The organism is Micromonospora solifontis (assembly GCF_003725545.1).
Lineage (GTDB): Bacteria > Actinomycetota > Actinomycetes > Mycobacteriales > Micromonosporaceae > Micromonospora > Micromonospora solifontis.
Map to the genome: position 1 here is coordinate 1 of NZ_RJLN01000004.1, position 13,374 is coordinate 13,374.

A 13,374-nucleotide genomic window follows, 5' to 3' on the forward strand; every position below is an offset into this window, starting at 1 on the left:
GAGGGGTCGGGGTGACGCCGGCGCGGCGGGTCCGGAGACCGGCTCCGGGCGGCTGCGCCGGCCCACCGGTTCCGGCTCGACCGGCCGGACCGGTCGCAGGCCGGTGCCGGTGTTGCGCAGGTCGGTCAGGTCACCGACCGGCTCGCCGCGCCGGGCGGCGGCCCGCCGGCCCGGGGCCGGCGTGGCGATCCGTGCGCTGAGCGCGCCCACCAGTGCGTCGCAGCCGGCGTCGCAGGCCCGGACGGAGGCGACCGCCTGCCGTACGGTCTCGGCGACGGCGGCGGTGAGCGCCCGGTTGACGGTGGCGCGGCGCGGCGTCTCGGAGATGGCGACGCGCAGGGCGGTCACCGCCTCGTTGACCGTGTCGGGGTCGGCGACGCCCTCGGCCGCCAGGTGGGCGGCGACGGCGTCCGCGGCGACCGCGACCTCGCGGCCGCCGGCCACCGTGCCGGCCAGCATCCCGGGCTCCGGGAGCGCGTCCAGCACGGCCAGGGAGACCGGCTCGGCCGGGTCCGGGTACGCCCGGAGCGCGGCCGGGTAGAGCTCGCGGAGCACCTCGCGCAGGGCGACCGCGGCGGAGTGCCGCCCGCTGGTCAGCGCGGCGTGCGCGGCGAGGACCTGCTTGTAGCCCGTGAGATCGCGCGGTGCCGGCAGGGTGACCGCCGAGAGCGCGCCGGCCTGGAGCGCCCGCGCCAGCCCGACCGCCCGGCGCTCGACCGGCGGCGACTGCATCTCCTCCAGCGAGTCGTCGTCGGCGAACCGCTCGGCGAAGTCGTCGACCGAGTCGTCGTCCGCGATCGCCAGCGGCCGTCCGGCCGCGCTGAGCAGCGAGGTGACCGAGTGGTCGTCGCTGTCGGCGGCGATGGCCGCACCGCTCGGCCCGCCCGACCGCTCCACGAGCAGCGCGACCAGCTGGGCGTAACCGGCCGGGTCGTCACTGATCTCGCAGACATGCAGCAGACGGCCTGCGTCGTCGACCACTGCGGACGTCAGCATCGAACCGACCGAGGCCGGCCGGTCGGCCGGATCCGCCGAGGCCAGACCGCAGTACACGCGCACGAGCGCCACGGCGTCGTCCTCCTCCCGGGACACAGGTCTTTCTCTGCCAGAGACTGATGCTCCCCGGTCGGGGTCAGTCGCGCCAGTCCACAACGGCAGAGATCTTGCCGACAATGGTGCGCCAACCCAAACTTGCGGTTTGTGCCCCGATTTTCTTCAGCCGGCGGCGACCCAGGAAACCACCGATTCCGCCGTTGACAGATGCCCGCAGCGCCTCGTCCAGGTCGTCCAGGCTGGAACCCGCCGAGAGCATGTCCAGCACGGCCGGTAGCCGCAGGGCGTACGCCAGGTCACGGGCGACCTCGCCGGCCTCGATCAGGAGCGTGGGATCCCACGCGTCGTGGCCACCGCGGAGGTTCTCGACGACCAGGTCGAGCTCGTAGGTGTCCTCGTCCAGCGGGGCGATGTCGGCCGGTTCCACCCGTTCGGACAGTTCATTCCAGCTGTCCAGTTGAGACAGGTCGTTGGGCGCGCCGGAACGGACGAAGCTGACCAACGACTCCGGGGTCTTGAACAGCAGCAGCTTGCCCCGGTGGGTGAGGAAGGCGGGCACCTCCTCGTCGCCCGCGGCGTCGTCCGCCTCGTCCTCGTCCTCGTCGTCCTCGTCGGCCTCGTCCTCGTCGGCCTCGTTGGCCTCGTCCTCGTCGGCGTCCGCCGCCTCGTCGGTCACGTCGGTCTTGCCGCGCCGACGCCTCGCGGGCCGCTCGTCCTCGTCCTCGTCCTCTTCCTCGGCGGTGAGGGCGGCGAACTCCTCGTCGAGGATCACCACCTCCTCGTCGTCCTCGGTCTCGACGACCTGACGACGGGCCAGGAAGGGGTCGTCCTGGTCGCGGTCGGCGACGTCGGTCGGGGCCAGCTCCCGGGCCGGCCGGTACGCCCGCAGGGTGAAGCCGGTGCCGGCCGGCAAGGCGATCTCGACCGGGTCGATCCGCAGCTCGTCCCAGAGGGCCCGGTCCGCCGCCGGGCGGCTGGCCTCTACCTCGTCATCTGCGTTCGACGCCGTGGTGTCGTCGAGCTCGGGCTCGTCGGCGTCGGGCCGTTGGGGCGACTGGCGGGCCACGCTGACCTCCGTGTGCTGTCGGTTGCCCACCCGGCGACGCCTCCGGCCGCCGAGTGACTCTGCGCACATACCCTAGTGGGCGTCCCGCCGACGTCGGGAGCCGCACCCCGGTGGCGTCCCGACCGGCGGACAAGTAGCGTTGCTACGTATGAAGGCGCAGGCGCTGCACGGGCATCTGGACGCGCTGCTGCTGGCGGTGCTGGAGCAGGGCGAGCTGCACGGTTACGCGATCATCGAGGCGCTCCGGGCCCGCAGCGGCGGCGCCCTCGACCTGCCCACCGGCACCATCTATCCGGCGCTGCGCCGGCTGGAACGGGCCGGCTACGTGGCCAGCTCCTGGAGCACCGTCAACGGCCGGGAACGGCGTACCTACCGGGTGACCGAGGCCGGCGGCCGGGCACTCGCCGGCGAACGGGCCGGCTGGCGCGAGTTCAGCGCGACGGTGGGCCGCTTCCTCGGCACCGAACCGCCGCCCGCCACCCCGGCCTGACCGCCCCCGCACCCGGCCGGCGTTGACCCACGCCGGTTGCGGCAGGTCGGGCTCGGCGCGGCCGGCGGGGCGGCGGGTTGCGGCAGCCCGGGGCCTGCTCGGCCGGCGCGAGCGGCGGGTTGCCGCAGCCCGGGCCGGAAGACGGCGGACTGCGGCGGCTCGCCTCGATCAGATCGGCCGCGAGGCTGCGGTCAGCAGGTGGCCTGGAGCCAGCAGCGGGCCGCTCGGGCCAGCGCGAACCAGCCGACGCTGACCAGCACCCCGCCGATGATCATCGGCGGCCAGGTCAGGGCCGCCTCCCAGAGGCTGATCGACCAGCCGAACAGGGCGCTCCCGGCGACCGCCCCACCCAGCAGGCCGCCGACCAGCCCGTAGCCCACCGCCCGGCCGAGCACGGGCAGCCGGGACGATCGGTAGCGGGCGGCGACGATCCCGAGCAGCAGCCCGGCGAGTGCCAGCGCGGCGACCAGCCCCCAGATCCCGTTCAGCGAGGCGGACAGGAGCCGGTAGCCCTCCGGCGGTCGGGGTCCCTCGGTCCAACTCGCCCCCCGCCAGGTCAGGTCGCCACCGGCCATCAGCGTCACCGCCACGGCGAGCGCCCGCACCGCCAGCCGGCGCAGCGCGCCGGCCGCCAGCTCGGCCTGGTAGCCCGGGGCGAGCTGGGCGGGGCTGCCGAACTCGGCCACCGCCCGCCGCTCGGCCTCCGCCCGCGACAGGCCCCCCTCCCGGTACGCCTCGACCGCGTCCTGCAACGAGTGCCGCGCCTCGGTCAGCAGGTCGGCCTTGAGGCCGGCCGGACCACGCAGCCGGCCGGCCAGCTCGCGCAGCCGCTCCTCGACGAGCACGTCCTGGTACGCCCGCATGCGACCCACCCTGCCATCCCGCCCGCCCCCCCCGCGTCCGGGAATTCCCCTGACCCCCCACCCCCCCCCACCACCCACCCCACCCCACCCCACCCACCCACCGCCCGGCCAGTGGGGTGGTGATCATGAGGTTAGCGGCGTCGGCTGCCCGATTTGTCGCCGCCAACTTCATGATCGACCAGCTGGTGGGGGGGAAGGGGGGGAAGGGGCAGGGGGAGGGGGTCAGGGGGTGGGGGTGAGGGCGAGGTAGCCGCGTTCCGCTGCCTCCTGGAGCAGCCACTGGTCGCGGTACCAGCCGGGCTGCGCGACCAGGTCGGCGTGCCGGCCGCGCTGGACCACCCGCCCGGCGTCGAGCACCACGATCTCGTCCAGCTCCGCCAGGCCGCTCAGCCGGTGGCTGATCAGCAGCACCGAGTGCCCGGCGGGGGTGGCGGCCAGCGCCGAGGCGAGCACCGCGTCCGCGGCCGCTGGGTCGAGGCCCTCGGTCGGCTCGTCGAGCACCAGCACCGCCGGGGCGGCCAGCAGCGCCCGGGCCAGCGCGAGGCGCTGGCGCTGCCCGCCGGAGAGCTGGCCGCCCTGCTCGCCGACCACGGTGTCCCAGCCCGCCGGCTGGTCGCGTACCCAGTCGAGCAGGCCGGCGGCACGGGTCGCGGCGGTCAGCTCCGCCTCGTCGGCCCCGGGCCGGCCGAGCAGCAGGTTCTCCCGGACCGAGGCGTGGAAGACGTACGCCTCGGCGAGCAGGCCGCCGATCATCCGGGGCAGCTCCTCGGGCGGGTACCCGGCCACGTCGGTGCCGTCCAGGGTGACCCGGCCGGCGTCGGGGCGTACCGCGCCGGTGAGCACGCCCGCGAGGGTGCTCTTCCCGGCGCCGCTGGGCCCGACCACGGCGACCCGGCGGCCGGCGGGCAGGTCGAGGTCGACGCCGTCCAGGGCCGGTGCGGCACCCGCCCGGTACCGCACGGTCACCCCGTCGAACCGCACGTCGGGCCCGGCCGCCACCGCACCGGTTCGCCCGGCGGCGGCCGGCGTCCCGGCGGCGGGTGTCCCGGCGACCGGTCCGGCGGGCGCCGGACCGGGGCCGGTGAGCAGGGCGGCGACCCGGGCCAGGCCGGCCCGGAGCTGCGCGCGCTGCCGGGCGGCCCCGACCAGGGCGAGGGCGATTTCGACGGCGGCCAGCGTGCCGACGGCCAGCACGCCGACCAGCACCGCGCCGACGCCGGCGCGGAGCGCCACGGCCACCACGGCGGCGGCGGTGAGCCCGCTGATCAGCACCCCGGCCGCGTCGACGGCGAAGCCGGCCGCGGCCAGCCGGCGTTCCAGCCGGGCGAGCCGGCGGGCGCGCCCCTCGGCGCTGGCCGCGCCGAACGCGGCCAGGTCGGCGGCGCCGTGGGTGAGATCGACCGCGTCCACGGCGAGCGCGCCGCGCAGCGGGGCCACCTCGTCGGCGGCCCGCCGGGTGAGCCCGGTGGCCAGCGCGGGCAGGGCCACTCCGGCCACCAGCACCCCGACGGCGAGCACGCCGGCGGCCGGGGGCGAGATCAGCGCGGCCCCGCCGACCGCGAGCAGGCTCACCAGCGCGGCGGCCGCCCCCGGTACGAGCACCCGCAGCAGCAGGTCCTGCACCGCCTCCACGTCGGAGACCAGGCGGCTCAGCGCGTCCCCGGTGCGCTGGGCGGCGCCGTCACGCCGGGCGGCGAGGGTGGCGAAGACCCGGGCCCGGACGTCGGTGATCATCCGGAGCACGGCGTCGTGCCCGGCGAGCCGCTCGGTGTAGCGGAACACGCCCCGGCTGACCGCCAGGGCCCGGACCGCGACGATGGCCACGGTCAACCGGTCCAGCGTCGGCCGCCCGGCGGCGCTCATCAGCAGCCAGGTGGCGGTCGCCATCAGGGCCAGCCCGGCGAACTCGGTGGCCGCGGCGAGCAGCCCGGCGCCCACCAGCCGGCCCAGGTACGGCCGGGCCAGCCGGAGCACCGTCCGCTCGGCGCGGGCCCCGGTCGTGGCCCCGGTGGCCGGGACGGCGGCGGTCGGGGCGGGCCCACCGGGCAGCAGTTCGGCCGGGTTCGCCTCGGCCGGGGTCGGCGCGCCCGGGTCGCGACCGGCCGGGGTCGTTCCGTCCCGGGAGACGCCGCCGGGCACGGCCCGGACCGGCTGGTCCGGCCGCCCCTGGTCGTCGGGCCGGTCAAGCGCGTCGCTCATCAGGAGGCCTTCCCGGCCGGCGTCGGGGTCAGCTCGGTGACCCGGCCGTCCTCGACCCGCAGGATCCGGTCGGCGTCCCCCAGCAGCGCGGGCCGGTGCGCGACCAGCAGCGCGGTCCGCCCGGCGACCAGCCGCCGGGTGGCGGCCAGCACGACCGCCTCGCTGGCGCTGTCCAGCCGGGCGGTCGGCTCGTCGAGCAGGACCAGCGGGGCGTCCCGGAGGAACGCCCGAGCCAGGGCCACCCGCTGCCGTTGCCCGCTGGACAGGCCGTGCCCGCGCTCGCCGAGCACGGTGGCCAGCCCGTCGGGCAGGGCCGCGACCACCTCGTCCAGCGCGGCGTCGCGGACCGCCCGGGCGAGCGTGGTGTCCGGGGCGTCCGGGACGCCGAGGCGGATGTTGTCGGCCAGCGAGCCGGCGAACAGGTGGGCCCGCTGCGGCACCCAGGCCAGCTGCCGGCGCCAGGCGTCCAGGTCGACCTCGGCGAGGTCCACGCCGTCGACGGTGACCCGGCCGGCGGTCGGCGCGACGAAGCCGAGCAGCAGGTTGAGCAGCGTGCTCTTGCCGGCGCCGCTGGGGCCGATGACGGCCACCCGCTCGCCGGGCCGGATGGTCAGCGTGACGTCCCGCAGGGCGGTGGTCCGCTCGTACTCGACGGTGACGCCCTCGAAGCGGATCTCGCCGCGGCCGTCCGGGGCCGGCAGCGGGGTGGCGGCCGTGGCGGCGGCCGCCGGGGTCGCCGAGAGGGTGAGCGCCTCGTCGAGCGCGGTGAGCCCCTCCATGCTGGCGTGGAAGCGGCTGCCCGCGGCCCGCAGCGGCAGGTACGCCTCCGGGGTGAGCAGCAGCACCAGCAGCGCGGTGGCGAGGGTGATCCCGCCGCCGAGCAGCCGGATGCCGACCGGCACCGCGACCAGGGCCACCGAGAGGGTGGCGACCAGTTCCAGGACGAGCGCGGAGAGGAACGCGATCCGCAGCGTCCGCATGGTGGCCTGCCGGTGCCCGTCGGCCATCCGGCGCACCACGTCGACCTGGGCCCGGGCCCGGCCGAACGCGCGCAGCGTGGGCAGCCCGGCGACCATGTCGAGGAAGTGCCCGCCGAGCAGCGACAGCCGCCGCCACTGCCGCTCGGTGGCGGCCTGCGCCTGCCAGCCGAGCAGCGCCCCGAAGACCGGGATGAGCGGGATGGTCAGCGCGATGATCAGCGCCGAGCTCCAGTCGGCCAGCACGATCCGGGCCAGCACCGCCAGCGGCACGGTCACGCTGAGCACCAGCTGGGGCAGGTAGCCGGTGAAGTAGGGGTCGAGCGCGTCCAGGCCGCGCCCGGTGAGGGTGGCGAGCTGCCCGGCCCGCTGCCCGGCGACCCAAGTGGGCCCGTGCCGGCCGACCGCGCGGAGCAGGTCGCCGCGCAGGGTCGCCTTGACGGTGGCCGCCGCCCGGGCCGCCACCGTGCCCTGCCCCCAGCTCACCAGCGCCCGGGCGGCCACCGCCGCCACGAAGCCGGCCAACGCCGGCCGGTGCAGCCGCCCGTCGACCGCGGTCGCCAGCAGCGTGGCCAGTGCGGTGGCCTGCGCGACCACCAGCAGCGCGGTCAGCCCGCCCAACACCGCGAGCACGGCGAGGTCGCGCCGGGCCGCGGGGACCCGGCGCAGCAGACGCGGGTCGAACGGGCGGCGGTTCACCAGTACACCGGTGCCCTGCCGTCAGTCCGTCCCCGGAACACCCACCAGCACATCGCCTGAAAGCCTAGTAGGGCCGGCACCAGCGGCAGCACGAGCCAGCCCAGCAGTGACAGGGTGGGCTCGCTCGCCGCCCCGTCGGCCACGGTCAGCGAGGCGGCCGGGTCGACGGTGGAGAACAGCACCCGGGGCCAGAGCGCCGCGCCGACCAGCACCACCGGCAGCGCCAGCGCCGCGCTGGTCGCCGTGAAGGCCACCCCGGACCGCCCCTGGCCGAGCGCCGCGCGGGCCACCAGCAGCGCCACCACCAGCGCCAACGGCAGCAGTACGGCGACCGCCGGTCGCGCCACGGCGGCGCGTACCCGGTCGGAGAGCAGGCCCAGGACGGTGGCCGCGGCGACCGCGGTGAGCGCCACCGGGACCAGCCGGCGGGCCACCCGGGCCAGCGAGGCGGCGCCGGCGGCCGGCAGGCGGAGGGTGAGGAACGTCGCACCCTGCACGGCGACCAGGGTCAGCATCGCCAGCGCGACGGCGGCCACGAACGGAGTGAACAGGTGTGCCACCCCGTCGACGTGCCCGTCGGCGTGCAGCGGCAGGCCCTGGAGCAGCCCGCCGAGCAGGGCGCCCCAGCCGAGCGCGGCGAGCAGGCTGCCGGCCACCACCACCCGGTCCCAGGCGGCCCGGGCCGACGCGCCATGCGGCCGGCTGCGCAGCTGCACCCCGGCGGTCACCAGCACCACCCCGACGAGGGCGCCGAACACGGCCGGGTAGAACCCGGAGAGCAACTCGCCCTCCAGGGTGGGGAAGGCGCCGAGCAGGGTGCCGGCGGCGGCCACCAGCCAGACCTCGTTGCCGAGGAAGAACGGCCCGAGGGCGGTGAGCGCGGCCCGCCGGCGCTCCTCGGTGGCGCCCCGGGCCAGCAGCAGCCCGACGCCGTAGTCGTAGCCGCCGAGAACGAGGTAGGTGGCGAGGAAGAGGCCGAGCAGGGCGTACCAGACGAGTTCCACGGCGGGCTCCCTCAGGCGAACACGGGTTGCGGGTGGGTGTCGGTGTCGGGCGCGGGTGGCCGGCCGAGGGCGGGGTCGGCCGCGCCCCGGGCGGCGTGCCGGGCCAGCAGCACCCAGTTCGTGACGGCGAGGGCGCCGAGTAGCAGGGTGAAGCCGACCAGCGAGGTGAGCATCAGGCCGGAGCCGACCGGCGAGACGGCCCGGTCGACGGGGAGCAGGCCGTACACCGCCCAGGGCTGGCGGCCGACCTCCCGGGCGATCCAGCCGAGGATCACCGCGACGAAGGGGAACGGCAGGGCGAGCAGCACCACCCAGAGCGGGAAGCGGAGCCGGATCAGCCAGTCCCGCCAGAGCAGCGGCACGATCAGCAGGCCGAAGAAGAGGCCGAAGCCGATGAGGATCATGAAGCCGAGGCCGACGTTGGACAGGGTCGGCGGGACGTAGTCGCCGGGACCGAACTTCGCCGTCCACTCGGCGACCAGCGCGTCCCGGTCCGGCCCGCCGCCGAACTTCGTCGGCTGCACCTGACCGACCGGGCCGAACTGGGCGAAGCCGAAGCCGATCAGGAGGACCACCGCGGCCGCCGTGGTGAGCAGGCCTATCCGCAGGGACTTGCGGAACAGCGCGAAGTCCGGGGTACGCCGGATCAGGTGGAAGGCGCTCACCGCCGACATCAGCATCCCGCCGGTGACCAGGCTGGCCGCCACCACGTGACCGAAGGCGAAGCCGAGCGTGGGGTTGGTGAGCAGCGCCCCGAAGTCGGTGAGGTGGGCGACGCCGTCGCGGATCTCGTACCCGACCGGGTGCTGCAGCCAGGCGTTGCCGACCAGCACCCAGAACGCCGAGGCGTACGCGGTGAGCGCGACGCCCCACAGCAGGGCGAGGTGGACGCCCCGGCGCAGCCGGTGCCAGCCGAAGATCCACATGCCGAGGAAGGTGGACTCCAGCACGAAGGCGACCAGCGTCTCGACGGCCAGCGGCGCGCCGAAGACGTTGCCGACGTAGCGCGACAGGCCGCTCCAGTTCAGCCCGAACTGGAACTCCATCACCAGGCCGGTGGCGATGCCGAGCACGTAGTTGATCACGTAGAGCTGGCCCCAGAAGCGGGTCAGCCGCTCGTACACCGGCTTGCCGGTGACGAAGCCGGCGGTCTGCACCCCGACCAGCAGGGTGACCAGCCCGAGGGTGACCGCCACGAACAGGAAGTGGATCGACGTGGTGGCGGCGAACTGAAGGCGGGCGAGGAACAGGGTGTCCATGGCCGTGGCTCCCATGGGTCGGCTCGCTTGACGTAGCGAGCCTACACGTAGAGCGCCTACTTATAGCGCCTTAGGGGTCAGGATCGGGGTCAGCTCAAGAAGAGCGAGATCGGCAGGGCGACCAGGGTGGTCGCCACCGCCAGCGCGGTGCCGCCGAGCAGCCGGGGCGGCCGGTCGGCGACCAACAGCCGCTGCACCCGTACGTCGAGGTCGCGGTCGCCGACGCCGAGAGCGCCGGCGGGGGTGACCCGGTGACCGGCGGCGGCGAACCGGCGCAGCGCCCCGGCCAGCGGCGCCTCGGCGTGCAGCTCCCGGGCCTTGTCGTCGGCGCGCATCTCGACCAGCAGCGCGACCTGCTCGTGCGCGTCCCGGACCCAGCCGAACCAGGGCAGTGCCCGGCACAGCGCGGTGAACGGCAGCAGCACCAGGTCGTGCCGTTCCTGGGCGTGCGTCCGCTCGTGGGTGAGCACGGCCGCCAGCTCGGCGCGGTCCAGCAGGCTCAGCGTGCCGGCGCTCACCACCACCCGGGGCCGCACCCCCGGCAGGCAGTACGCCGCCGCGCTCGGGTGGTCGAGCACCAGCGCGCCGGGGACGGTCGGATCGCGGCGGGCGACCAGGCTGAGCAGCTCCCGGTGCCGGCGCTGGGCCCGCACCGTGCCGTGGATGCTGCGCACGGTCGTGGTGAGCAGCACCGCCCCGATCCCGAAGCCGATCCCGACCAGCCCCAGGTGCGCCGCGCCCACCCCGGCCGGCAGGGTGCCGTGGGCCAGGTCCTCGGCGAGGGCGAGCAGGGCGCTCCCGGTCGGCCGGTCGTACGCGGCCAGCCCGACCGCCATCGGCAGGCCCATCGCGGAGAGGCCGAGCGCCAGCCCCACCGCCTGCCAGCACAGGATGGCCACCCGGGGCGCCCGCCAGGTCCACTTCGAGACGGTGAGGACCTGCGCGGTCAGCCAGCAGGCCAGGATGGTCGCGGCGAAGTGCACGGCGTACGCCACGGCGGCCGCCCTACCGGTCCGTCGCCTCGTCGAGCGCCGGGCCACCCGCCCGCGGGTCGTCGACCCGGTCGGTCAGGCCCGCCTCGGCGCCGAGCGCGGCGCGCAGCACCTCCGCCTCGGTGCCGGTCACCGAGCGGGCGAAGCGCACCAGCACGGCGTCCCGGCTGCCGCCGAGGTCGAGGGCGTCGAGCATGAGCTGGGCGATGTGCGCCTCGCGGGTGGCCGCCGGCCGGTAACGCCAGGCCCGCCCCTCCCGCTCGCGCTGCACCATGCCCTTGCCGGCCAGCCGGTCGAGCACGGTCATCACCGTCGTGTACGCCAGCTCGCGCCCGTCCAGGGCGTCCGCGACCTCGCGTACGGTCACCCCGTCGGACGTGGCGGGGACCGAGTCCCACAGCACGTCCATCACCGCACGTTCGAGATCACCGAGCCGAGTCACCCTCGAATCCTACCCCCCGTAGTAGATCCACCCCACCAGCACCTCCGACCGCCCTTCCGCGGAGGGCGTATCTTGGAGGGGGTCAGACGCCCTTGGGGTGCCAGACCGTCTTCGTCTCCAGCAGGACCGTCATCCGGGTCACGCCCGGGTCGGCGTACCAGTCGTGGTCGGCCGGGGCCGGGCGGAGCACCCGCTTCAGGTTCTCCGCCGCCTTGACCTCCAGCTCCGCCGCCAGCTCGGCGTCGGTCACCCCGGTGAGGTCGATCGCGTTGACGTCCATGTGCGCGGCCAGCGTCGGCACCGTCTCCGTCAGCTTGCCGGTGAGGATGTTGACCACCCCGCCCGGCAGGTCGGAGGTGGCCAGCACCTCGGCCAGCGTCACGGCGGCCAGCGGCGCGGCCGGGGAGGCCGCCACCACCACGGTGTTGCCGGTGACGATCGCCGGGGCGATCACGCTGACTAGGCCGAGCAGCGCCGGGGCCGCGGGGGCCACCACGGCCACCACGCCGGTCGGCTCGGGCGCCGACAGGTTGAAGTACGGGCCGGCCACCGGGTTCGCCCCGCCGTACACCTGGGGGAGCTTGTCGGACCAGCCGGCGTACCAGACCCAGCGGTCGATCGCGGCGTCGACCTCGTCGGCGGACACGCCGAGCGCGATGAACTGGTCGCGCCGGCCCTCCAGCATCTCGGCGACCCGGTAGAGGATCTGCCCCCGGTTGTACGCGGTCGCCCCGGCCCAGCCCTTCACGGCGGCCCGGGCGGCGACCACGGCGTCCCGCGCGTCCTTGCGGGAGGCCAGGGACACGTTGGAGTCCTGCACGATGTACGACCGTCCCGACTCGCTGCGCGGGAACTTCCCGCCGATGAAGAGCTTGTACGTCTTGCGTACCGCGACCCGCTCAGACATTGAGGTACGCCTCCAGCCCGTGCCGGCCGCCCTCGCGGCCGTAGCCCGACTCCTTGTAGCCGCCGAACGGCGAGGTGGGGTCGAACTTGTTGAACGTGTTGGCCCAGACCACGCCGGCGCGGAGCCGGTCGGCCACCCACAGGATCCGGGAGCCCTTGTCGGTCCAGATCCCGGCCGACAGCCCGTACGGCGTGTTGTTGGCCTTCTCCACGGCCTCGGCCGGGGTGCGGAAGGTCAGCACGGACAGCACCGGGCCGAAGATCTCCTCGCGGGCGATCCGGTGCGCCTGGGTGACCCCGGTGAAGATGGTCGGCGCGAACCAGAAGCCCCGATCCGGCAGCTCGCACGGCGGCGACCAGCGCTCCGCGCCCTCGGCCGAGCCGGCATCGGACAGCTCCCGGATCCGGGCCAGCTGCTCGGCCGAGTTGATCGCGCCGATGTCGGTGTTCTTGTCCAGCGGGTCGCCGACCCGGAGCTGGGCCATCCGGCGCTTGAGCGACTCCAGCACCCGGTCGGCCACCGACTCCTGGACCAGCAGCCGCGAACCGGCGCAGCAGACGTGCCCCTGGTTGAAGAAGATGCCGTTGACGATGCCCTCGACGGCCTGGTCGATCGGGGCGTCGTCGAAGACGATGTTCGCGGCCTTGCCGCCCAGCTCCAGGGTGAGCTTCTTGCGGGTGCCGGCGACCGAGCGGGCGATGGCCCGGCCGACCTCGGTGGAGCCGGTGAACGCGACCTTGTCCACGCCCGGGTGCTCGACCAGCGCCCGGCCGGTGTCGCCGGCGCCGGTGACGATGTTGACCACGCCGGCCGGCAGGTCGGCCTGCTGGCAGATCTCGGCGAAGAGCAGCGCGGTCAGCGGGGTGGTCTCGGCCGGCTTGAGCACCACCGTGTTGCCCGCGGCCAGCGCCGGGGCGATCTTCCAGGCCAGCATGAGCAGCGGGAAGTTCCACGGGATGACCTGCGCCGCGACGCCGAGCGGGCGCGGATTGCCGCCGAAGCCGGCGTGCTCCAGCTTGTCGGCCCAGCCGGCGTAGTAGAAGAAGTGCGCGGCGACCAGGGGCAGGTCGACGTCCCGGGACTCCTTGATCGGCTTGCCGTTGTCCAGGGACTCCAGCACGGCCAGCTCGCGGGACCGCTCCTGGATCAGCCGGGCGATCCGGAACAGGTACTTGGCCCGGTCGCGGCCCGGCATCGGACCCCAGACCTTCTCGTACGCCTGCCGGGCGGCGCGGACCGCGCGGTCCACGTCCTCGCTGCCGGCCTCGGCGATCTCGGCGAGCACCTCCTCGGAGGCCGGGTTGATCGACTTGAAGCTGCCGCCGTCGACCGGGTCGACGAACTTGCCGTCGACGAAGAGCCCGTACGAGGGCTTGATGTCCACCACCGAGCGCGACTCGGGGGCGGGGGCGTATTCGAACAT

At 75.5% G+C, this 13,374-nt stretch carries 11 protein-coding genes and 1 pseudogene; 1 reads left to right on the top strand and 11 read right to left on the bottom strand.

Features of this window, described 5'->3' with window-relative positions; genetic code table 11:
• Both EFE23_RS02205 and EFE23_RS02210 read right to left on the bottom strand, forming a co-directional pair.
• Positions 1 to 1,092, bottom strand: a pseudogene (locus EFE23_RS02205) (transposase); the annotation flags it as partial.
• 40 nt (positions 1,093 to 1,132) lie between these two features.
• Positions 1,133 to 2,149 carry a SatS C-terminal domain-containing protein gene (locus EFE23_RS02210; protein WP_123239182.1) on the bottom strand — a complete coding sequence of 339 codons (1,017 nt, stop codon included), beginning with the start codon at positions 2,147 to 2,149 and terminating at the stop codon, positions 1,133 to 1,135.
• A 118-nt stretch (positions 2,150 to 2,267) separates the two neighbouring features.
• Between EFE23_RS02210 and EFE23_RS02215 the strand changes: the two genes are divergently transcribed.
• Entirely contained in the window at positions 2,268 to 2,609 is a 342-nt protein-coding gene (locus EFE23_RS02215; protein ID WP_123239183.1) for a PadR family transcriptional regulator, read from the top strand.
• 191 nt (positions 2,610 to 2,800) lie between these two features.
• On the opposite strand, the gene EFE23_RS02220 is transcribed toward EFE23_RS02215, so the two are convergent.
• The 9 genes from EFE23_RS02220 to EFE23_RS02260 form a co-directional block, all read right to left on the bottom strand.
• The gene (locus EFE23_RS02220; protein ID WP_123239184.1) at positions 2,801 to 3,472 is read right to left on the bottom strand and encodes a permease prefix domain 1-containing protein; all 672 of its coding nucleotides are present in this window, start codon (positions 3,470 to 3,472) and stop codon (positions 2,801 to 2,803) included.
• A 222-nt stretch (positions 3,473 to 3,694) separates the two neighbouring features.
• The gene (cydC, locus tag EFE23_RS02225; protein WP_233600828.1) at positions 3,695 to 5,671 is read right to left on the bottom strand and encodes a thiol reductant ABC exporter subunit CydC; all 1,977 of its coding nucleotides are present in this window, start codon (positions 5,669 to 5,671) and stop codon (positions 3,695 to 3,697) included.
• Positions 5,671 to 7,347 (bottom strand): thiol reductant ABC exporter subunit CydD, encoded by a 1,677-nt coding sequence (gene cydD / locus EFE23_RS02230; protein WP_123239185.1) that lies wholly within the window; start codon positions 7,345 to 7,347, stop codon positions 5,671 to 5,673. The genes cydC and cydD overlap by 1 nt, the downstream gene beginning before the upstream one ends.
• Positions 7,344 to 8,351, bottom strand: coding sequence for a cytochrome d ubiquinol oxidase subunit II (locus EFE23_RS02235; RefSeq protein WP_123239186.1), 1,008 nt, complete (start codon positions 8,349 to 8,351; stop codon positions 7,344 to 7,346). The genes cydD and EFE23_RS02235 overlap by 4 nt, the downstream gene beginning before the upstream one ends.
• Positions 8,352 to 8,362: 11 nt before the next feature.
• Positions 8,363 to 9,610, bottom strand: a complete 1,248-nt coding sequence (locus EFE23_RS02240; RefSeq protein ID WP_123239187.1) for a cytochrome ubiquinol oxidase subunit I — start codon at positions 9,608 to 9,610, stop codon at positions 8,363 to 8,365.
• A gap of 89 nt (positions 9,611 to 9,699) precedes the next feature.
• A complete protein-coding gene (locus EFE23_RS02245; protein ID WP_123239188.1) occupies positions 9,700 to 10,605 on the bottom strand; it encodes a M56 family metallopeptidase in 906 nt (301 codons plus the stop codon).
• Positions 10,606 to 10,615: 10 nt separating this feature from the next.
• Entirely contained in the window at positions 10,616 to 11,044 is a 429-nt protein-coding gene (locus tag EFE23_RS02250; protein WP_123239189.1) for a BlaI/MecI/CopY family transcriptional regulator, read from the bottom strand.
• A gap of 82 nt (positions 11,045 to 11,126) precedes the next feature.
• Positions 11,127 to 11,951, bottom strand: coding sequence for an aldehyde dehydrogenase family protein (locus EFE23_RS02255; RefSeq protein WP_123239190.1), 825 nt, complete (start codon positions 11,949 to 11,951; stop codon positions 11,127 to 11,129).
• Positions 11,944 to 13,374: an aldehyde dehydrogenase family protein gene (locus EFE23_RS02260; protein WP_123239191.1), complete on the bottom strand. Its 1,431-nt coding sequence runs from the start codon at positions 13,372 to 13,374 to the stop codon at positions 11,944 to 11,946. Before EFE23_RS02260 ends, EFE23_RS02255 begins: the two co-directional genes overlap by 8 nt.

What these genes read in the sequence shown, in the direction of transcription:
- cydC (WP_233600828.1), bottom strand. Translation starts at nt 5,671, where the DNA reads ATGAGCGACGCGCTTGACCGGCCCGACGACCAGGGGCGGCCGGACCAG.
- EFE23_RS02215 (WP_123239183.1), top strand. Translation starts at nt 2,268, where the DNA reads ATGAAGGCGCAGGCGCTGCACGGGCATCTGGACGCGCTGCTGCTGGCG.
- EFE23_RS02240 (WP_123239187.1), bottom strand. Translation starts at nt 9,610, where the DNA reads ATGGACACCCTGTTCCTCGCCCGCCTTCAGTTCGCCGCCACCACGTCG.
- EFE23_RS02260 (WP_123239191.1), bottom strand. Translation starts at nt 13,374, where the DNA reads ATGTTCGAATACGCCCCCGCCCCCGAGTCGCGCTCGGTGGTGGACATC.
- EFE23_RS02255 (WP_123239190.1), bottom strand. Translation starts at nt 11,951, where the DNA reads ATGTCTGAGCGGGTCGCGGTACGCAAGACGTACAAGCTCTTCATCGGC.
- EFE23_RS02220 (WP_123239184.1), bottom strand. Translation starts at nt 3,472, where the DNA reads ATGCGGGCGTACCAGGACGTGCTCGTCGAGGAGCGGCTGCGCGAGCTG.